Source organism: Flavobacterium piscis (assembly GCF_031457575.1).
In the GTDB taxonomy this organism is placed as follows: Bacteria; Bacteroidota; Bacteroidia; order Flavobacteriales; family Flavobacteriaceae; genus Flavobacterium; species Flavobacterium piscis_A.
Window position 1 is genome coordinate 62,515 of record NZ_JAVDWQ010000006.1, and the last position, 21,112, is coordinate 83,626.

Annotated in this window: 14 protein-coding genes and 1 tRNA gene; 3 read left to right on the plus strand and 12 right to left on the minus strand. The window is 34.7% G+C overall.

The genetic code is table 11. The features are described 5' to 3' along the window. Positions 1–55 precede the first annotated feature (55 nt). Positions 56–445, minus strand: a complete 390-nt coding sequence (gene ytxJ / locus J2W48_RS10380) for a bacillithiol system redox-active protein YtxJ (protein WP_310280993.1) — start codon at positions 443–445, stop codon at positions 56–58. 199 nt (positions 446–644) lie between these two features. Here ytxJ and clpB point away from each other — a divergent pair, with 199 nt between their 5' ends. Together clpB and J2W48_RS10390 are read left to right on the plus strand one after the other, a co-directional pair. Then, entirely contained in the window at positions 645–3,248 is a 2,604-nt protein-coding gene (gene clpB / locus J2W48_RS10385) for an ATP-dependent chaperone ClpB (protein WP_310280995.1), read from the plus strand. A gap of 427 nt (positions 3,249–3,675) precedes the next feature. Next, on the plus strand, positions 3,676–4,554 hold the full coding sequence (locus J2W48_RS10390; RefSeq protein WP_310280997.1) for a DUF808 domain-containing protein: 879 nt from the start codon (positions 3,676–3,678) through the stop codon (positions 4,552–4,554). Positions 4,555–4,784: 230 nt separating this feature from the next. Here the strand turns inward: J2W48_RS10390 and J2W48_RS10395 are convergent, their stop codons facing one another. The 7 genes from J2W48_RS10395 to J2W48_RS10425 all read right to left on the minus strand — a co-directional run bounded on the left by J2W48_RS10395 (position 4,785) and on the right by J2W48_RS10425 (position 17,768). After that, positions 4,785–6,233, minus strand: a complete 1,449-nt coding sequence (locus J2W48_RS10395; RefSeq protein ID WP_310280998.1) for an IS1182 family transposase — start codon at positions 6,231–6,233, stop codon at positions 4,785–4,787. 133 nt (positions 6,234–6,366) lie between these two features. Then, on the minus strand, positions 6,367–8,787 hold the full coding sequence (pheT, locus tag J2W48_RS10400) for a phenylalanine--tRNA ligase subunit beta (RefSeq protein ID WP_310281000.1): 2,421 nt from the start codon (positions 8,785–8,787) through the stop codon (positions 6,367–6,369). A 366-nt stretch (positions 8,788–9,153) separates the two neighbouring features. Further along, complete coding sequence (locus J2W48_RS10405; RefSeq protein ID WP_310281003.1) at positions 9,154–10,017, minus strand: bestrophin family protein; 864 nt, start codon at positions 10,015–10,017, stop codon at positions 9,154–9,156. A 27-nt stretch (positions 10,018–10,044) separates the two neighbouring features. Further along, entirely contained in the window at positions 10,045–11,355 is a 1,311-nt protein-coding gene (locus tag J2W48_RS10410) for a TolC family protein (RefSeq protein WP_310281005.1), read from the minus strand. A gap of 77 nt (positions 11,356–11,432) precedes the next feature. Then, positions 11,433–14,531: an efflux RND transporter permease subunit gene (locus J2W48_RS10415; protein WP_310281007.1), complete on the minus strand. Its 3,099-nt coding sequence runs from the start codon at positions 14,529–14,531 to the stop codon at positions 11,433–11,435. Between the two features lie 104 nt (positions 14,532–14,635). Then, entirely contained in the window at positions 14,636–15,697 is a 1,062-nt protein-coding gene (locus tag J2W48_RS10420; RefSeq protein WP_310281009.1) for an efflux RND transporter periplasmic adaptor subunit, read from the minus strand. 280 nt (positions 15,698–15,977) lie between these two features. Continuing rightward, positions 15,978–17,768: an ABC transporter ATP-binding protein gene (locus tag J2W48_RS10425; RefSeq protein WP_310281011.1), complete on the minus strand. Its 1,791-nt coding sequence runs from the start codon at positions 17,766–17,768 to the stop codon at positions 15,978–15,980. Between the two features lie 243 nt (positions 17,769–18,011). Between J2W48_RS10425 and J2W48_RS10430 the strand changes: the two genes are divergently transcribed. Beyond that, a tRNA-Val gene (locus tag J2W48_RS10430) sits at positions 18,012–18,086 on the plus strand. On the opposite strand, the gene J2W48_RS10435 is transcribed toward J2W48_RS10430, so the two are convergent. From J2W48_RS10435 to J2W48_RS10450, 4 genes are all read right to left on the minus strand, one after another. Further along, on the minus strand, positions 18,077–19,603 hold the full coding sequence (locus tag J2W48_RS10435) for a recombinase family protein (protein WP_310281012.1): 1,527 nt from the start codon (positions 19,601–19,603) through the stop codon (positions 18,077–18,079). The genes J2W48_RS10430 and J2W48_RS10435 overlap by 10 nt on opposite strands. After that, entirely contained in the window at positions 19,578–19,742 is a 165-nt protein-coding gene (locus J2W48_RS10440) for a hypothetical protein (RefSeq protein WP_310281014.1), read from the minus strand. Before J2W48_RS10440 ends, J2W48_RS10435 begins: the two co-directional genes overlap by 26 nt. A gap of 236 nt (positions 19,743–19,978) precedes the next feature. Next, on the minus strand, positions 19,979–20,416 hold the full coding sequence (mobA, locus tag J2W48_RS10445) for a conjugal transfer protein MobA (protein WP_310281015.1): 438 nt from the start codon (positions 20,414–20,416) through the stop codon (positions 19,979–19,981). 275 nt (positions 20,417–20,691) lie between these two features. After that, positions 20,692–20,877 carry a hypothetical protein gene (locus J2W48_RS10450; RefSeq protein WP_310281017.1) on the minus strand — a complete coding sequence of 62 codons (186 nt, stop codon included), beginning with the start codon at positions 20,875–20,877 and terminating at the stop codon, positions 20,692–20,694. Positions 20,878–21,112: the final 235 nt, after the last annotated feature.

Consider the following 21,112-nt stretch of genomic DNA (forward strand, 5'->3'; position numbering starts at 1 on the left):
AAAAAGCTCTTTTAAAATCACAATAGTGGATTTCAAAAGAGTTTTTTTATATAAATTAAAGCTTACCCTTTAAAGCTGCCGCATCAATATCGCTGTGTGAAACATCGTAAACAGCTTTTCCGTTTTGGATTAAAATCAATTGCGGAGATTCATGATACACATTAAATCTTTGAGCAATTTCATTCGAAATATCACGATGTGCAATTAAATCTAAAAAATAGGAGTGAACAGTATCATTTAAATCAAATTCACGCTCAAATTGTTTCAATGCCATTCGGCTAATACTGCATCTCGTGCTGTGTTTGAAAATAACAACCGGTTTTTCATTTGATATTGCTTCAATTTCCTGCAATTGGAGTATCTCTGTTAATTCTGTCCAGTTTATATTGCTTTTTGGAGAATCTGTATTCTCTGTATTTCCGAAGATTGAATTTAAAAAACTCATAATTTGTCTCGTTTTGTGACTTTTTGACATTAAAAAATGATATAAATCATAGTTTTAATGCCATTTTGTCTTTATTTTTGCTATGGAATATAATTTGAATATTTTCAGCAAAGTTATATTATTTGAGTTAAAAAAATAATGTAATAAATTTTATTTGTAATGCTATTGAATAAATATAGAACCCTAAATCATAATAAAAATGAACATAAATAAATTCACAACAAAATCACAGGAAGCTATTCAGCTCTCACAGCAATTGGCACAACGACATGGACAACAACAAATAGAAAATGAACACATTTTTAAAGCTATTTTTGAGGTTGATGAAAATGTTGCACCATTCATTTTGAAAAAACTCAATGTAAATGTGCCGTTATTTTTACAAATTTTAGATTCCACCATTCAAAGTTTTCCAAAAGTTTCAGGAGGAGATATCGTACTTTCGAGAGATGCTAATAAAGCGTTGAATGAGGCTGAAATTATTGCACAAAAAATGAGCGACGAATATGTTTCTGTCGAACATTTAATTTTGGCGATCTTTGATTCAAAAAGTAAAGTTGCCCAAATTTTAAAAGATCAGGGTGTTACCGGAAAAGCGTTGAAAGCCACAATTGAGGAACTTCGAAAAGGCGAAAGAGTAACTTCGGCTTCTGCAGAAGAAAATTATAATTCACTAAATAAATACGCTAAAAACTTAAACGAATTAGCGCGTACAGGAAAGTTGGATCCTGTTATAGGGCGTGACGAAGAAATTCGTCGTGTATTGCAAATCCTTACCCGCAGAACTAAAAACAATCCCATGTTAGTAGGTGAACCCGGAGTTGGTAAAACTGCTATTGCTGAAGGTTTAGCACATCGAATTGTAGATGGGGACGTTCCGGAGAACCTGAAAGATAAAATCGTTTTCTCATTAGATATGGGAGCGCTGATTGCGGGTGCAAAATACAAAGGCGAGTTCGAAGAGCGTTTAAAATCAGTCGTAAAAGAAGTTACGGCAGCCGAAGGTGATATCGTTTTATTTATTGATGAAATTCATACGCTTGTGGGAGCGGGTGGAGGCGAAGGCGCCATGGATGCGGCCAACATTTTAAAACCGGCTTTAGCTCGTGGAGAGTTAAGGGCGATTGGAGCAACAACATTAGATGAATATCAAAAATATTTTGAAAAAGACAAAGCCCTGGAACGTCGTTTTCAAAAGATTTTAATTGATGAACCGGATACGGAAAGCGCGATTTCTATTTTACGTGGAATCAAGGAAAAATACGAAACACATCATAAAGTTCAAATCAAAGATGAGGCGATTATTGCGGCTGTAGAACTTTCTCAACGTTATATTACAAATCGTTTTTTACCGGATAAAGCGATTGATTTAATGGATGAAGCAGCTTCTAAATTGCGAATGGAGATCAACTCGAAACCGGAAGAATTAGATGTTTTAGATCGTAAGATCATGCAGTTAGAAATCGAAATTGAAGCGATTAAACGTGAAAAAGAAGAGAGTAAGCTTAAAATCTTACGAATGGATTTGGCGAATCTGAAAGAAGACAGAAACGTAATTTATACGAAATGGAAGTCGGAAAAAGACGTTGTAGATGGGGTTCAGGCTGTAAAATTAGAAATAGAAGATTTTAAACACGAAGCAGAACGTGCAGAACGCGACGGCGATTACGGAAAAGTAGCTGAAATTCGCTACGGAAAAATCAAAGAAGCACAGGAACGCCTTGATGCTTTATTAAAACAATTACAAGAATATCAATCAGGTAATTCTCTAATAAAAGAAGAGGTAACACGTGAAGATATTGCTGAAGTCGTTGCAAAATGGACCGGAATTCCGGTAATGAAAATGCTTCAGACAGAGAGAGAAAAATTATTACATCTTGAAGACGAATTGCATAAACGTGTTGTGGGCCAGGAAGAAGCGATTGAAGCTGTCAGCGATGCTGTTCGTAGAAGTCGTGCAGGTTTACAAGATATGAAAAAGCCAGTTGGAACCTTCTTATTTTTAGGAACAACCGGGGTTGGTAAAACGGAGCTGGCAAAAGCTTTGGCCGAATATCTTTTTGATGATGAAAATGCCATGACGCGTATCGATATGAGTGAATATCAGGAACGTCATAGCGTGAGCCGCTTAGTTGGTGCACCTCCGGGATATGTTGGTTATGATGAAGGTGGTCAATTGACCGAAGCTGTTCGTAGAAAACCCTATTCTGTAATTTTGTTAGATGAGATCGAAAAAGCACATCCGGATACTTTCAATATTTTATTACAAGTTCTTGATGAAGGCCGACTAACAGATAATAAAGGACGTCTGGCTGATTTTAAGAATACCATTATCATCATGACATCTAATATGGGAAGCCAGATTATACAAGAGAAATTTGAGAATTTAAAAGGTGGGGTTGAAGCCGCAACCGAAGCTGCGAAGGTCGAGGTTTTAGGATTATTAAAGCAAACAGTTCGCCCGGAATTTATCAATCGTATTGACGAAATAGTAATGTTTACACCTTTAACGGTAGATAATATTTCTAGAATTGTGAGTTTGCAGCTTAAGAGCGTTACAAAAATGCTGGCTTTACAAGGTATCACAATGGATGCTACTCTGGAGGGTATAAAATATCTTTCAGATAAAGGTTTTGATCCTCAATTTGGTGCAAGACCAGTAAAACGTGTCATTCAGAGAGAAGTGCTGAACCAATTGTCAAAAGAAATTTTGGCAGGTAACATTATTACAGACAGTATTATTTTGATAGATGCCTTTGATGGGAAATTGGTTTTTAGAAATCAGACTCCAGTGACAGAATAATTTTTTTTTTAATTTAGCACAGCAACACCAGTCTCAAACAGGCTGGTGTTGCTATTTAAATGAATCTGTGAATCCTGAAACTTTTTTTTAAAGTAATATAAAAACAATATCTAATTAAGTTCTCAAATTTACCAACTGAAAAATAACAATAACAAAAACAAATAACATTAAAGCAAAATATTATGAATAACATTTTTAGAGGATTATTAGCAGGTTACGGTGCAAAAAAAATAGGTGGAGGATGTTTTGGTACTATTTTGGTTTTTATCATTATTTGGGTGCTTTTAGGTCAATGCAGTTAAATAATTTTATAAAAGATATTACAAAAAAGTAGTAGATTAGTGCCTGAAAAAATAATTAAAACCACATTTTAATAATTGCTCTGTACCAATTAATTATGTAGTTCTTAAAAATAAATAAAACTATAATGGCATCAGGTTTTTTCGTATTATTAGACGATATCGCAGCAATAATGGATGATGTTGCAGTAATGAGTAAGGTTGCAGCTAAAAAAACTGCTGGTATTCTGGGAGATGATTTGGCAGTTAATGCAGAAAAAGCCTCAGGATTTATTTCTTCAAGAGAGTTGCCTGTCTTATGGGCAATTACAAAAGGTTCATTCCTTAATAAATTAATCATTTTACCTATAGCATTTTTATTAAGTGCTTTTTTCCCCTTAGCAATTATTATAATTCTAATTTTAGGAGGGCTATTTTTAGCCTACGAAGGAGCAGAAAAAATATTTGAATATTTTTTTCCACATAAACATGAAGAAATTGAGATTATTACCCAGACTTTTTCAGAAGAGGAAATTTTAGCTCTTGAGAAGGAAAAAATAAAATCAGCGATTGTAACAGACTTTATTTTATCAATAGAGATCGTAATTATTGCATTAGGGACTGTATTAGAAAAGCCTCTTTTATCGCAAATTCTCGTGGTATCGATAATTGCAATAATTGCTACGGTGGGCGTTTATGGACTTGTAGCCCTCATTGTAAGAATGGACGAATTTGGACTTAAGCTTATTAAATTTAGCAGCAGAGAACGCAGTATTTCAAAAACAATAGGAAATATTCTGGTGCAGGCATTACCAAAAGTAATTAAAAGTTTAACTGTTATTGGTACAATAGCTTTGATATTAGTGTCAGGAGGTATATTCGTACATAATATTGATTATATTCATCATCTGTTTCCTCAGATCCCTTCAATACTAAAAGAATTTATAGTTGGACTTGTATTTGGATTTGTCGTTTTGGGAATTGTGAATTTATATAAAATGATTTTCAGGAAACAAGTATTACATTAAATATTATAAAAAAATCAAAAAAATACCAGCCGATCAGGAGGGCACTGAAAAACATCCCTTATTTTGATCAGGTTTATTTTTTAGACAATAAAAAAACGCTTATAACAGGATTTTAAAAGATCCGTTATAAGCGTTTTCGTTTTATACATATATTTTATTTGAAGCTCTATGCGTCTATTTTTTGGCTTATATGGCATATTTTGGATAATGCGCATTTAGCTTGTGATTTCTTATATTAATTTCAGTATTCTTTTTAAGTTAACCGTAAAAATAGCCATTGCTCCTTGCATTTGCATATTAGTGATACCATACGATAAAGCTCTATCGTAACCATGTACATTTTTTAATTCACTGTTTTTAGCCTCTATTTTGTATCGGTGTTTGGCCTTTTCTTTATAGTAGTCGGTTTCTTGAAAAGCAATTTGTTCTTGGTGTAATTCTGATTTTATCGATACCGAATATGTTTTTGTCTTTGATCCTTCTTTGTAACATCCTTCTTTTAACGGACAAGACTTGCATTTTTCGATGTCAAAATAATGGGTCTCTACTTGATTTGTTCCGACATTTTTTTTGCCCTGTTTTGATTTTCGTATTGCCATGTGCCCTGCAGGACAAACAAATCTATCGGCATCTTTATTATAATCGAATTTATCTTCGTCTTTTCTAGCCCCTTGTGCTATTGTAGAATTCAGTTTAGCTACCACTTTAATCTCTAGCTCACTTGTTCGCTTGAGATTTTCTGATCCTGTATAAGCTCCATCACCAATAATGGTATCCACATCAATTCCGTTTTGCTGACTAATCTCCAAAAGTTTAGGCAATTCTGGTCCATCTCCTTTTTCTCCTGAGGTTACTACAGCTGCTGTGATGATGCGCTCTTCAGTCATAGCTAAATGAGTCTTGTATCCAAAGAAAGAGCTATCTGCGGATTTATGACCTGTTTTTGCATCTGTATCTTTTGATAAAGTAAAATTTTCCTGAGTATCTTCTATAGTTTCTTTTAACAGGTTTAGCTTTTCTTTTACAGCAGGAATAGAACTCAAAGATTCTTCTTTTTCTATACGCTGCTCAAGTTCTTTACAATAGGCTAGTTCTTTTTCTAATTCATTGGTATCGTTCTTCTTTGGCATATGTTCCTTGAATTGGTCATCAAATAAATATACTGCTCTTCGTAGAAGTTTAGAGCGCTCTCTTAATACATCAATTGCTGAAAATGGATTGGATCTCGAGAAAGTATGTGTGGCATCAACTATAATAGACATGGATCTGATGATTCCCTTTTCAACGGCTATAGATACTGTTTTGCCAATGAGTAGATTTAATAAGTCTGTATCCTTGAGGCGAAGTTTACGGAATTTCGTCAATGAACTTGGATTAATAACACTCTCCTCTGGTGTCATTTCTAAGAAATACTTAAAAGACATATCAAAACGCGAACGCTCTACTACATCAACATCAGAAACATTATAGATTGTTTTTAAAAGCAAATACTTAAACATACGTACAGGGCTTTCTGCTGTGCGACCATTATTGGCACAGTACTTATTTAGCAACTCATCGTAGATGAATGAAAAATCTATGAGTTCGTTGATTTTTCTTAGCAGATTATCCTTTGGAACGATTAAATCATATAATGAAGAATAGGGACTAAACTGAATTTGTTGCTGTTGAATTAACATCTAAAAAACCTTATAATTACACTGAAAAGATACAAAAAAAGGAGCAGAAAACTTTTAGCTTCTATTCCTTTAATTAAAAATATATTTTTGAAAAATACTTTTTCAGTGCCCTCCCGATCAGCTGGTATTTTTTTTATCTTAAACTTGCTCCAAGTTCAGTTTCAAAAGTTTGTTGCAGTTTCGTCATGATTTTATCAATCTGAATATCTGTAAGCGTTTTTGTATTGTCCTGAATTGTAAAACTCAAAGCGTATGATTTTTTACCTTCCGGAAGTTTGTCTCCTTCATATACATCAAATAAATTGATATCTTTCAAAAGTGATTTTTCTGTTTGTTTTGCCAAATTATAGATACTTTCATAAGTAGTATTTTGGTCAATTAGCAAAGCTAAATCCCTGCGTACTTCAGGATATTTAGGTATATCAGTATATTTAATTTTTCCTGTGATTATCTTTAAAATCAAATCCCAATTGAAGTCTGCAAAAAACACATCCTGTTTGATTCCGAAATGTTTTAAAATTGATTTCTTAATAATACCCATTTCTACTAAAACATCATTGTTGTAGACCACTGCAATCCCTTCTGAGAAAATATCTGACGGAACAGGGGCGTTCAAAATTTTATCAATTCCTAAACGATTCAAAATACCGGCAACATATCCTTTTAATAAAAAGAAGTCTGTTGATTTTTGTGTATTTGTCCAGCTTTCTTTGTTTCTGTTTCCGGATATTAATAAAGTCAGGTGTTTGTGTTCTTCATATCCGTTTAAATATTTATGATATGATTTTCCAAATTCAAACAATTTCAAATCCGAATTTCTTCTGTTGATATTGTATGAAATGGCTTCTAATCCGGAAAACAACAACGATTGTCGCATTGTTGATAAATCATTGCTTAACGGATTTAGCATTGTAACATTGTGCTCCTCTTTTAAAACAGATGATAGTTTAGCATATGCAGCTGTTGTTAAAGAATTCGCCATCATTTCATTAAATCCTTGCGAGTTCAATTGCGATGCAATAGCATTTTGTACTTTATAATCCTCTGTTCTTGGAGAATTTGCAACAGTGGCATTTAATTTTGTTGAAAAGTTAATATTGTTGTATCCATATACCCTTAATATTTCCTCGATAACATCAATTTCCCTTTGTACATCAACTCTGTAAGCCGGAATTGTTAAACCCAGACCTGAATCAGAAACGCTGTTTACTTTGATATCTAAAGAAACTAATATTTTTTTGATAGTATCTTTTGGGATTTCCTGTCCGATAATTTTTGATACATTACTAAAATTTAAGAAAACAGAGAAATCTTCTACTTTTTTAGGATATACTTCTACAATATCTGATGTGATTTTTCCGCCTGCAACCTCCTGAATCAGAAGAGCTGCACGTTTCAAAGCATATTCTGTTATTGTTGGGTCAATTCCTCTTTCAAATCTAAAAGAAGCGTCAGTATTTAATTGATGTCTTTTTGCTGTTTTACGAACACTGACAGCATCAAAATATGCGCTTTCTAAGAATATAGCCGTAGTTCCTTCAGACACTCCTGATTTTTTTCCTCCAAAAACACCCGCAATACAAAGTGGGCCCTTTTCATCACAAATCATTAAATCTTCCTGGTGTAATGATCTTTCAATATCATCTAAAGTGGTAAATTTTGTACCTTCAGGAAGTGTTTTTACGATTATTTTTCCATTAATTTTTGCTGCGTCAAAAGCATGAAGAGGTTGCCCTAATTCATGTAAAACATAATTAGTAACGTCAACAATATTGTTTTTTGGGGTCAACCCGATTGCTCTTAGACGATCCCGCAGCCAACTTGGGGATTCCTCAACAGTAATTCCGGAAATGGTTACCCCGCAATATCTTGGTGCTAAAAGTGGTTCTTCAACATTCACATCAATTTTCAAGGTACGCATGTCTACTCTGAAATTGCTGACAGATGGTGTAATTAATTCTATATTTACACCATGTTGAAGCATGCCGGCCCTTAAATCACGGGCTGTTCCATAATGGCTCATGGCATCAGCGCGATTGGGTGTTAAACCAATTTCAAAAACTTCATCATTCACTACTTTAAAAACTTCTGAAGCTAGCGTTCCGGGAATAAGAGTATCATCTAAAATCATAATTCCATCATGACCTGTTCCTAAACCTAATTCATCTTCGGCACAAATCATCCCATGGCTATCCTGTCCTCTTATTTTTCCTTTTTTTATAGTAAAAGCTTCGCCATCTTTATCATATAAAACAGTTCCAATTGTTGCAACGGGAACTTTTTGTCCAGCTTCTACATTAGCAGCACCGCATACAATTTGAACAGGTGCTTCTAAACCAACATCTACAGTTGTCACTTTTAATCTGTCTGCATCCGGATGTTTCTCGCAAGTAAGAACGTGTCCTATAACAACTCCTTCCAAGCCACCTTTGACCGATTGGTATTTTTCGACAACTTCAACTTCTAATCCTAAATTTGTTAATATTTCGGATGTTTGCTCTGATGTCCAATCAGTTTTTATGAATTGTTTTAACCAGTTGTATGATATTTTCATGTTATATATTATTCTTGAATAAGGGTGTAAATATAAGGATTGATTGCGGGAGTTGGAAACAATTTTTTATTTTTTATCCCGTAATATTCTGTGCAAAACAATTTATAAAAAATAAAATAATCATGCACTTATATATTGTAAAATCGGCGGTAATTTTATTGGACTCAGATATAGTTTAAAACTATGTACTTTAGAGTATTTGCTTTAGCTTCTAAAAAAATATTAGTCACAAATTACACAAACCTTGACAAATTAATTAGTGCTAATTCGTGTAATTCGTGACTATATAAATAGTGTTACAACCTTGCACACTTTCAGTCTGCCAACCAAATCTATAGACTTTCAGTCCATGGTTAAGTTTTTGATCTAAATTAATTCTTCAACGTGTTTTTTGATGTTTTCCGCTATTTTTTGGGTAGGAAGATCGTTGGCATCGGTTCCAAACGGGTCTTCAATTTCCTCAGCAATCAATTCCAGACTTGCCAAAACATAAAATATAAAAACCACAACAGGAACTACATAATAACCTAATGCAAAAACATACCCAAAAGGCAAAGTGAGTACATAGATAAAAATGAATTTTTTTATAAAAGCACTATATGAATAGGGTATAGGGGTATTTTTTATACGTTCACAGGCTCCACAAATATCGGTAAATGAAGTGAGTTCGTTATTGAAAGTTATTAATTGGTCTCCGGAAATCTTTTTTATCGAATAAAGATCATGTATTTTTTGATACATTATTTTGGCAACCTGATTGGGCCTGTGTTTATGGTGATCGATTTCTAAATCAACATCATCAAAAAGTTGTTTGCCTGTTTCTTCATCTTTTAGATGTTTATTTAATATGGATGCATAGACCGGAATGATTTTTCTAAAAAAAGCCTTATCTTTTTCATCGGTTAAAACGGCAGAAAGTTTTATGGCAAAATTACGGCTGTTATTGACTAAATTTCCCCACATTCTTCGCCCTTCCCACCAACGGTCATAAGCAGTATTGGTTCTGTAGGCCAATAACAATGAGATTACAAAACCCAACATTGCATGCATCAATGAAATGTTTTTTACATGACTGTCTTTTGGAAGTTTCCAATATTCAATTTCGAGATAGGCAATTCCGGCAGAATATAATCCAATGAAAAACATTATAGGAATTAATTTTCTAAAGGTATCGGCTTTGCTCAGGTGAAAAATAAAGCTAAACCAGTCTTTTGGATTGTATGAAGTCATTTAAATATATTTTCAAACAAAAATAAACTAAAAACTAATATTCCCTGCTAATTCTTTTAGGGCAATTTCAGATAATTTAGCCTGATATTGAGCATTACTGTTACGCACTTTTGCATTTACATAATTTAATTGAGCTGTTCTGAATTCTAATGTTGTTATTGTTCCAATTCGGAATTTATCTAATGTTATTGATAGATTTTGTCGGGCTATTTCTTCATTATTATCTTCCAGGCCAATTAACTCAATATTGGTTAAATAGGTTTGAAAAGCAGTACTTAATTGTGTATTCAAAATCATATTTTGTTGTTCAATTGCAATTTTAGTGTTCTCAATATCTAATTTGGCAACTTTTTCATTTCGATGCTGATTGAATCCATCGAATATATTCATTGATGCACTGAAACCATAATTTAACCCCCTGGATGAAGCCTGACTGGTAAAACCCAGACTTGATTGACTTTCGGTAAAATTGTACCCTGAATTTAGCTGTATAGTAGGATAACGGCCTGCTTTTACTTGTTTCAATTGCAATTCGGCTATTCGTTTATTGATTATTTGTGCCTCTAAAACAGGATTTTGTTTTTGTGCCAAATCTAATAAATCAGCAAAAATTAATTTATTATCAACAGTAACCAGATCAGTTACTCTGAAATCAATTTTTGGATCACGCGCTAAATATTGATTGAGTAAAATTTTTGCATTGATATAAGATTCTTTTTGGCGTAACAAGGCTACCTGATCTGAATTTAAATCAACCTGGGCATTCAAAACTTCTAATTTTGAAGCTTTTCCAATAGTAAAACGATTTTGTGCCAGATCTATCCTTTGTTTTGAAATAACAATTGTTGTGTCTAAAGCCGCTAATTGCTGTTGTTGCTGTACCAGATCATAATAAGCTGAATTAACCTGCCCAATTTTTACTAAAATAGTCCTTTTTAACTCGGTATCGCCTAATTTCTGAAGCTCTTTTAATTGGTCTAATCTGGCAAACATTCTCATTCCGTCAAAGATTGTCCAATCGAGGCTTACACCATAATTCAGACTGTTGTTTTTGGCATTATCTAATGAGACATCTGTTCCGTCCTGACGTGTTTGTGATGAATTTTGAATGCTATTGTTGTCTACTACACTAGCTGTAGCAGTTGGTAACATACCGGCATTACCAATAGTTACGTTGGTTTCGTTAATTTTAGAATTATTTTTTGCAATTCTAATTTCAAAATTGTTTTCTAATGCAATTTTTATAGCATCTTCAATAGTCAAAATTTCTTGTGCACTAGTTTTTGCTATACAAAACAAAAATAAAATCAGACTTTTTAATATTGTTTTAGTTTTCATATTATGAATTATTGACTACGAATCATAATTATAAAATTAAGTTCATAGCTCTTGATATTTATTTCAAAATTAAGAATTTACGCTTTACTTTCTCTTTCATATTCTTCAATATGGTCAAATTCCGGATAATGTTTTCTGGCTTTCGACCACATCAGGTAAATTGCAGGAATTACAAAAAGGGTTAGTGCCAAAGAGAAAATAGTTCCCCCAACAATAACAACCCCCATTCCGATTCTGCTTGTAGAAGCTGCCCCAAGTGACATTGCAATTGGTAAGGCTCCTAAGGCAATTGCTAAACTCGTCATTAAAATTGGACGTAAACGCGCTTCCGAGGCTTCTAAAATTGCTTCTAATTTTGGTTTTCCCTGTTCTCGTAACTGATTGGCGAATTCCACAATCAGAATACCATTTTTGGTCACTAATCCGATAAGCATTACAGTTCCAATCTGACTGAAAATATTCCACGTCTGATTAAATAGCCATAGAGAAAACAGAGCTCCTGCTACTGCCATTGGTACAGTTAAGATGATAATTAACGGATCTATGAAACTTTCGAATTGTGCTGCAAGAATCAAAAATATCAGCAATAATGCCAATCCAAAAGCAAAAGAGGTATTGGAACTACTTTCGACAAAATCTCGTGACTCCCCACTTAAATCAGTTGTAAAACTTTCGTCCAGAATTTGGGCTTTAATCTGATTCATTGCTTGAATACCATCACTGATACTTTTTCCCGGTGCCAAACCTGCAGAAACGGTTGCGGACATATAACGGTTATTATGATACAATTGAGGAGGATTACTTTGTTCTTCAACGTTTACCACATTATCCATCTGAATCAATTCACCGTTTTTGTTTTTTACAAACATAGAAGTCAGATCCAAAGGTTTAGAACGGTCTTCCTGATCAAACTGGCCAATAACCTGATATTGTTTTCCATTTTTAATAAAATAACCAAAACGCTGTCCACTTAAAGAAAGCTGGAGGGTTTGGGCAACATCAATTATTGAAATCCCTAAACTCTCCGCTTTTTCACGGTCAATGCTTACGTTAATTTCTGGCTTATTGAATTTTAAATTTACATCAGTAATCGAGAAGACATCACTTTTACCAACTTCATTCATAAAAAGAGGAATCTTTTCCCTTAGCTTTTCAAATGTAGAAGCCTGAATAATGTACTGAATAGGTAAACCACCACGCCTGTTTACGGCAATTGTAGGCTGCTGAATTACTGATGTTTTGGCATCCGGATATTGTTTGGTCCATTTTGTTAGTTGATCCGCAATATCTTTTTGAGACCTTTCCCTCTCATCAGGTTCTTTTAGTGAAAGCCTGATAAAACCACTGTTTACTGATGAAGAACCAAATCCTGGTGAAGTAATAACCAAACTCACTTTTTTTTCCGGAATTGAATCATCAACCAATTTAGAAATTTCCTGCATGAAACGATCTGTATATTCGTAAGAGGAACCCTCTGGCGTATTCATACGCATCACAATAGAACTACGGTCATCATAAGGTGCGGTTTCTTTTGGAAGTATGGTGAAAAATAAATAGATGATACCGAAACAGGCAATCAGAATCGGAAAACTAATCCATTTTTTATCCATGAAACGTTTTAGCGAATCGGCATATCCGCTGTTTAGTTTTTCGAAAAATGGTTCGGTTTTAACGTAAAACTTCGATTTTTTCTGTTCACCGCCTTTCATTAAATAGGCATTCAGCATTGGTGTTAATGTCAGGGATACAAAGGCCGATATTAATACAGCAGAGCCAATTACGACTCCAAATTCCCGAAATAGCCGTCCTACGAAACCTTCTAAGAAAATTACAGGTAAAAATACTGCGGCAAGTGTTACTGAAATAGAAATTACTGCATAAAAAATTTCATTAGATCCTTTGATTGCTGCTTCAATTGGTGACATTCCTTCCTCAACTTTCTTAAAGATATTTTCGGTAACAACAATTCCGTCGTCGACCACCAGACCCGTTGCCAAAACTATAGCCAATAAGGTTAATACGTTGATAGAAAATCCAAACATCCACATGATAAAAAACGTAGCAATCAGCGAAACCGGAATATCTACCAAAGGCCTGAAAGCAATTGCCCAGTCCCTGAAAAACAAATAAATGATAATGATTACCAGAATAATTGAAATTCCCAGAGTTTCTGCTACTTCAAGTACTGATTTTTTTACAAAGATAGTATTATCAAGTGCAATATTGAGTTTGATATCTTTTGGTAAATCCTTTTTTAAGGCTTCATACTTTTTATAAAATTCAGATGAGATATCTAAATAATTTGCACCAGGCATTGGAACAATGGCCAAACCAACCATAGGAAGACCTGACTGACTTAATTTTGTTTCGATATTTTCAGGCCCTAATTCAGCACTTCCGATATCGCTTAGGCGAACAATTTTATCTCCTTCGGTACGAATAATGATATTGTTGAATTCTTCCGGTTTTGAAAGGTTTCCTATTGTTTTTACCGTCAATTCGGTATTGTTCCCAGTTAGTTTTCCAGAAGGTAATTCAACATTCTGTGCATTTAAGGCTGCGCGAACTTCGGCTACAGTACAGCCGTAAGCTGCTAATTTTACAGGATCTATCCATAAACGCATGGCATAACGTTTTTGCCCCCATATCTGAACGCCACTTACACCTGGAATGGTTTCCAGACGCTGTGAAATTACATTTTCGGCATAATCACTTAATTCCAGAGAGCTTCGCGAGTCACTTTGGACAGTCATCGAAATAATAGCATCACTGTCTGCATCGGCTTTAGAAACTACCGGCGGAGCATCAATATCCTGCGGTAAGCTCCTGATGGCCTGAGATACTTTATCACGCACATCATTCGCCGCTTCTTCAAGATCTTTATCCAGATTAAATTCTATGGTGATGTTACTGCTTCCCTGATTACTTGACGACGTAATGTTTCGAATTCCATCAATAGCGTTTACAGCTTTTTCTAGTGGCTCTGTAATTTGCGATTCAATAATATCAGAATTGGCTCCTGTGTAGTTGGTTCGAATAGAAACCTGTGCCGGATCAATTGACGGAAATTCACGTACACCCAGAAAAGTATAACCAATGAAACCGAATAAAATAATCAAAAGATTCAGTACAATAGTTAAAACGGGCCTTTTTATACTTGTAGTGGATAAACTCATTATGATTTGTTATTTTAGATTTTAGAGTCCAGATATTAGATTATAGAATAAAGAAAAATAGATTTTTTCTAAATTGATAATACATAACTCCTAACTCAAAACTTCTATTTTTTTACTTTAACTTTTATTGGAGCATCATTTTTTAATGACATCACACCACTTGTTATCAGCGTGTCGCCTGCTTTTAATCCGGATAAAATTAAAATCGAAGAATCTGTTCTGGTAGTAGCTTCAACCATAACTTCTTTGGCTTTGCCCATATTCGAGATAAAAACTTTTTTACCCTTTTGTACCGGAACAATAGCTTCTGATGGAACTATTATGGCATCTTTGATAGTAGTTAAAGGTAATTTTACTTCAGCAAAAGTTCCAGGAAAAAGTTTTCCATCAACATTATCAGCAATGGCGCGAATTTGTAAAGTACGGGTTGCTACGGCCACTTCGGGTTCAATAGCATATATTTTTGCATTGTAAATCTTATCTGATCCTGAAACTGTAAAATCTATTGAGGATCCTGATTTTACCTGAGAAGCATATTTTTCAGGAATTGAAAACGTAATTTTTAGTTTTCCGGTATTAACTAATTTTGCTACCAGAATAGTTGGTGTTATATATGTTCCCGGAGAAATAGAACGTAAACCAATTTTTCCTGAAAAAGGGGCTTTAACAGATGTTTTGGCAATCTGGGCTCTTATTAGTTCGCTCTGAGCCTGCATTGAAGCATAATCTGCATTTGCAACATCAAACTCTTCCTGACTGATAGCTTCTTTTTGTAAAAGTAATTTGGCTCTTCGCTGGTTTTCACCAGCTAAACCTTCTTTTGTAGAAGCTTGTCTTAACTGCGCTCTTAATTCGATATCATTAACCTTAAAAAGTACCTGCCCTTTTTTCACATTACTCCCTTCAGTAAAGTAAATTCCTTCTACAATTCCTGATACTTCACTTCTGATTTCAATTTGTTCATTGGCTTCAACAGAACCAGACAGTGCTAAATTATTATCAAACGTAGCCGTTTTTATAACAATTCCTTCTACACTAGTAGGAGTACCTTTATCACCAAACTTTTTTGACTCATCATTCTTGGCTTTATTAGATGAAATCCTGTAAGCAATAAAGCCCACAATTCCGATTATTAGTAAGGCGTAGATTAGATTTTTTACTTTCATAAAATGGGGTAATTGTGTTTTATAATATCTAGTTTAGTAAGCGTGCAAATTTAGTTTTTTGAAATGAAAACTTAAGATGTTGGCTATTATTTAACATTTGTATGTACAAGTATTTTAAGCCGGATTTTAATGTTAATTTGTTTAGACATTTCTTTTGGAAAAAGGTTTAATCAGAATATTTTTTAATTTAATTAACATGCATCAAGTAAATTAGGAAATAAAAAAAATGCAATAAAAATTTAGTATTTTATTGCATTTAATTTTTTAGTTTTCAGATTTATTAGGAATTGCTAAACTGAAGATTACTTAGATTTTTATAAATCCCGTTTTCAAGATTAATCAATTCCTGATGGGTTCCTTCCTCGGTGATTTTTCCGTTATCCAGAACTAATATTTTATCAGCATTTCTAATAGTTGACAAGCGATGGGCAATTATAATACTGGTTCTTCCTTCCATTAAAACTTCTAAAGCCTGCTGAACCAGTTTTTCGCTTTCGCTGTCTAATGATGATGTAGCCTCGTCTAAAATTAAAATACTAGGGTTTTTAAGTAAGGCCCGGGCAATTGCAATGCGCTGGCGCTGACCTCCTGATAATTTTACACCTCGTTCACCCACGAGTGTTTCAAATTTTTCAGGAAAACCTTCTACAAAATTCAGTGCATTAGCCTGTTTAGCGGCTAACATAATTTCTTCGTCAGTAGCATCTGGTTTTCCATAAGCGATGTTTTCTTTAATAGTTCCTCCAAAGAGAATTACATCCTGAGGAACGATACTCATATTTCCTCGAAGGTTTTCTAAATCATAATCGTAAATATTTTTGCCATCAACAGTAATTTCTCCTGAAGTAATGTCGTAAAAACGCAATAAAAGAGAAGAAATAGTAGATTTTCCCGCCCCACTTGGTCCTACGATAGCAATTTTTTGACCAAATTCGGCTGTGAAGTTTACATTTTTCAACACCTGGATTTCTTTACGGGAAGGATAACTAAAAGCCACATTGTTGAAAGCCACATTTCCTTTTATTTTTTCTACGGCTGATGTTTTTTGGTTTGCTTTAATATCCTCGGGAACTTCTTCTAATAATTCAAAAACACGTTCAGTAGCTCCAACTGCTTTTTGAATCTGAGCATACATTTCGGCAATCCCCCCAAAAGATGCACCGATAAAAGTGGTGTAAAGTATAAATGAAATTAAATCTCCAACGCCTTCAACTTCACCTTTAATGGTTAATGTTATTCCGTACCAGACTACAGCTACAACGCATCCAAAAAGACATAAAATAATAAACGAAGCAAAATAACCTCTGTACTGACCGCCTTTAATTGCGATTTTTACAATTTCTTTAATTTTATTCTTGTAACGTTGGATTTCGTACCATTCATTTGCAAAGGCTTTTACGTTGCTGATTCCTTGTAACGTTTCTTCAACAATTACCTGACTTTCTGCTACCTTATCTTGTGTTTTTTTTCCGTACTTACGAATAAATCTGCCAAATATTACTGCAGCAACTGCTACTATCGGTACAATAGACAACATCATCAGAGTTAATTTCGGGCTAATATTTCCTAAAATGATAAAACCACCAATAATTAAGATTAACTGGCGTAAAAACTCGGCTATTGTGGTTGTAAAAGTATCTTGTAGTTGCGAAATATCAGCACTGATCCGGCTATTAAGTTCACCAACTCGTTTTTGAGAGTAAAAGGACATAGGGAGTTTAACCAAATTTTCATACAGCGCAAAACGAATATTCGATAACGAGTTTTCGGTAAAATTCACAAAAAGAGAGATTCTGAAAAAAGAGAAAATTGCCTGGAGCATTAATATTACCAAAAGTGCTACCGCAATTTCATTGGCTCTATTGAGATTTTTATTAGTCACGCAATCTACTAACATTCCCATTAATTTAGGAAAGGCGAGGGCAGTGGCGCTGGTTAATAATAAAAAAATTAAACCCAGAAAAAACTTCCATTTATGATTTTTGCCATATTTAAAAATTCGAAGTGCTTTTTGAAGAGAGTTAGAGTCTAATTTAGCTTTAGGTAAATCATTTTCTTTGAATCGTGCCATTAGTATATACTATTTAAGGTATGCAAATGTATGATTATAGGTAATGAATACAAAAGAATATTAATATTTAGAAATAGTATTTTATTATTTAGACTTTATTTTTGAGAAAAAACATTGTTTTACCCTTAATTTAAAGAGCTGTAATAGTGCTGAATATAAAATAAGTTTGAAATTATTGGATTTTTTTTATAAATATGCTTGCAAATACAATTTCTAGCTGTATATTTGCACACCTTTAAACAAGGGCGATTAGCTCAGCTGGTTCAGAGCACCTCGTTTACACCGAGGGGGTCGGGGGTTCGAACCCCTCATCGCCCACTATGAGGGATAACAGAAATGTTATCCCTCTTTTTTTGATATATAAGGTATCCTCTTTCCTCCATTTTACTGGCATTATGAGATAACAGACCCAACATTGTAGGTGTTCGATAGATACCCTTTTCATAGTATAAATTGCCGTCGAACACCATGTTTACAAACTCGCGTTTCTGCAAAATATCTGACTTTGTATAGATATGCCTGATATCTCCTAATAAATCCAGCTTGCTGTCCAAAATCTCGAAAGCTTTCCCTTGGTTCGTATTATTATATCTTTCGATCGATGCCGTAAGGGTCAATATGTGGTCGCTGTAGGTAGAATACCACCTGTCGTAAGTGTCCTTGTTTATCTCGTCCTTAAACCACTTTTCTTCTACTGCATTTAAGCGTTGCTGTACTTCCTCCAGTTCATGTCTCTTCTCTATTGCTTTTTTCTTGTTTGCCTTTACTTCCTGTTCAAGTGTGGCGTAACAGCTATTCCTTATTTCCTTAATCCGCCTTTCAGTGACACTCATAAGGTCACATGCATTTAGGAACTGGTCATGTGCTTTTACTGCACTGATATTATTATGCTTTGAATGCTTGCATTTGTAGTAGTAGAAGTATTTTCCCGATTTCCCACGTGAAGGCGCACCTGTCAAAGGCGTTCCGCAGTGGCATTTTACAACGCCCCTCAGCGGTATTTCATCATCGACGGTTACTTTGACCTTGTCAGCCTTTTTCATTTTAGATTGTACCATTGTCCAAGTTGTCTTGTCAATAATGGCTTCATGTATCGCGGGAAAAAGACCTCCTGGCAGATCCTTGAACGGTTCAACCCTCACAAGTCCTGCATACACAGGATTTGCAAGTACGCGGTCAATAGCCATGTTTCCTTTCCTGTCAAAACCGGCCTCGTAAGCTATTTCCTTTATTTTATATAATGGCACATCGCGCTGGAACATATCATAAATCGTTTTGACAATTTTAGCTTCCTGCTCATTTACTTCAAGGTGGCGTTGTTTTCCCTCACCGACCTTGTTATAGCCGAAAGGCTTTTCCCTTGTAAGGAAACGGCCTTCTTTAGCGCGGGCTGTGTAGAGCCCGCCACGTACCTTGATGCTCCTGTTGATATTGTCCTCTTCAGCAAGCAATAATTGCAACCCTGCCCTAAAAAAACTTCCCGGCGTATCATAATCAAAGACTATCCCTTCGGTTACGCTGATGATCTGGATGCTGTATTTTCTTTGGAACCGCTTTACCATATTCATGGCTTCGCCTGCATCCCTGCTAAAGCGGTCAAGCTGATCTACGAGCAGATAATCCACTGATTTGTAATGCTTGGCAATGAATGCTTGTAATTTTATAAAATCCGGACGATCAAAGGTCTTAGCGCTTTTGCCCCTGTCGATAAAGGAATCCACCAGCTGTATATTATTATATTGCAGGTATTGGTCGGTATACAATTCCTGTCTTTCAATCGAGCCATTGCTCTGTCCCAATTGGCTAAACCTAAGATATCTGATCGCCCTCTTCATATAGTTCTTTCAATGTTAATGACATAATAATTTCAATCAATAAATTTACGAATTTTTGTTCTTTTCCCTGTTCTATCTCTTCATAAATTTTTGCGATATGTTCGTCATTATCAGTCTGTTTTGTGTCTTCGCTCTTCATTTTGCACCTCCATTTGCCTTTTGTTAAAACAATCCTTTCTAAATAGGCTATGAATTTAATGCCTCTGATGATTTAGGAGTAATTACTGTCCCACTGAGGAACTGTTTGGCGGGCTTAGTCTCAAAGCAGTATAAGTAACAGTTATAAAAAAAGAAACTCCCTTTATTTAACTTTTTTGAACTGATTGTATGACAATGCCATTCAGATTACTCTCTTCCAACCTCCCTACCATGTCCCTATTGATTTTTAAGGTGGTTTGTTTCAAATTCACTCGTAAGCTGGATGATTTTCTGAGATAAGACCACAAGCTCTGCGGTCTGCTTTTCCAGTTTATATAGATAGGCTCCGGCTTTCTTTTCAGAAAAATTGCTGTACAGTATTTTCACAACTTGATTATAATTTACCCCTATAGCTCTGAACTGGCCGTATAGTGTGGTCAGCCGCATATAAAAATCCATTGTGGCCTTGTCTATTTTTATTGTTCTAATAGTTTTTTGAAAGATACAGGCAGTAATAAAGTGTGCCATTACATTCATTCCTGATTGTTCAAACAAAGAAAGAAATCGGGCATTTTCTTCAGCGTTCAGGCTGATGGAATAGCGGAAAATGGCAGGATCTTTCTTTAGATGCCTTCCACCTTTTTTTTGACGAGAGTTATTACTATTTTCTTCCATACTTAAATCAATTCTTACAACATAAGCTAATTTACTTTGTGGACTGCCTCAGGTAGCATTTGTAGAACCGAAAGGAAGTATTTGGCTTTTACTGTCCGGGTAGAGAGTATACATTCAATGTACAACAAACATTATAGCTATAGAATTTTATGGCTTCATTTAACAGGATTGTCTAAGGTTATGGACGGATTGATTTTATGTTTTTCTAAAAAAATAAAAGATAAATAATAAAAAGAAAACGAAGGTAGGACGGGGTTGCTTGGCTATCCAAAAGACTACGGCATAATGTCTTGATCGTGCCTCACAATCCACCCTTCGGGACTTATTCCGTTTCCTTTTGGCCTGCCTGCATCCCGTCCTGTAAAATTGCTTTCTTTTTCTTTTTTCCGTTTTTCTGTTTTCTTTGGAAAAATATATTTTTTTACTTGTACAGGCTCGGCGATGTCCGTGAGGTCTGGCAAGGCAAATCTGCAAAGGTTCCCGAATCTCCGCTAAAGCATAAAAGTATTTTTTATAGTTTTAAAAGCATATTTATTTATATGTATGTATGTAGTTATGTAGGCAAGTATGTAAGCATGTAAGCAGGCTTGTAGGCTTGTAGGTAGGTAAACCTGTAGTTAAGTACTACTTTGTTTATAGCAGTAAACTTTTATTATTGAAATATGTCTGTAGAACACATCCCAGATGCACTATATT

Bases quoted from the DNA above. Each gene is read 5' to 3' on its own strand.
- J2W48_RS10420 (WP_310281009.1), bottom strand. From the start codon at position 15,697: ATGAAAGTAAAAAATCTAATCTACGCCTTACTAATAATCGGAATTGTG.
- J2W48_RS10390 (WP_310280997.1), top strand. From the start codon at position 3,676: ATGGCATCAGGTTTTTTCGTATTATTAGACGATATCGCAGCAATAATG.
- J2W48_RS10410 (WP_310281005.1), bottom strand. From the start codon at position 11,355: ATGAAAACTAAAACAATATTAAAAAGTCTGATTTTATTTTTGTTTTGT.
- ytxJ (WP_310280993.1), bottom strand. From the start codon at position 445: ATGAGTTTTTTAAATTCAATCTTCGGAAATACAGAGAATACAGATTCT.
- clpB (WP_310280995.1), top strand. From the start codon at position 645: ATGAACATAAATAAATTCACAACAAAATCACAGGAAGCTATTCAGCTC.
- J2W48_RS10440 (WP_310281014.1), bottom strand. From the start codon at position 19,742: ATGAAGAGCGAAGACACAAAACAGACTGATAATGACGAACATATCGCA.
- J2W48_RS10435 (WP_310281012.1), bottom strand. From the start codon at position 19,603: ATGAAGAGGGCGATCAGATATCTTAGGTTTAGCCAATTGGGACAGAGC.
- J2W48_RS10405 (WP_310281003.1), bottom strand. From the start codon at position 10,017: ATGACTTCATACAATCCAAAAGACTGGTTTAGCTTTATTTTTCACCTG.
- J2W48_RS10425 (WP_310281011.1), bottom strand. From the start codon at position 17,768: ATGGCACGATTCAAAGAAAATGATTTACCTAAAGCTAAATTAGACTCT.
- pheT (WP_310281000.1), bottom strand. From the start codon at position 8,787: ATGAAAATATCATACAACTGGTTAAAACAATTCATAAAAACTGATTGG.
- J2W48_RS10415 (WP_310281007.1), bottom strand. From the start codon at position 14,531: ATGAGTTTATCCACTACAAGTATAAAAAGGCCCGTTTTAACTATTGTA.
- J2W48_RS10395 (WP_310280998.1), bottom strand. From the start codon at position 6,233: ATGTTAATTCAACAGCAACAAATTCAGTTTAGTCCCTATTCTTCATTA.
- mobA (WP_310281015.1), bottom strand. From the start codon at position 20,416: ATGGAAGAAAATAGTAATAACTCTCGTCAAAAAAAAGGTGGAAGGCAT.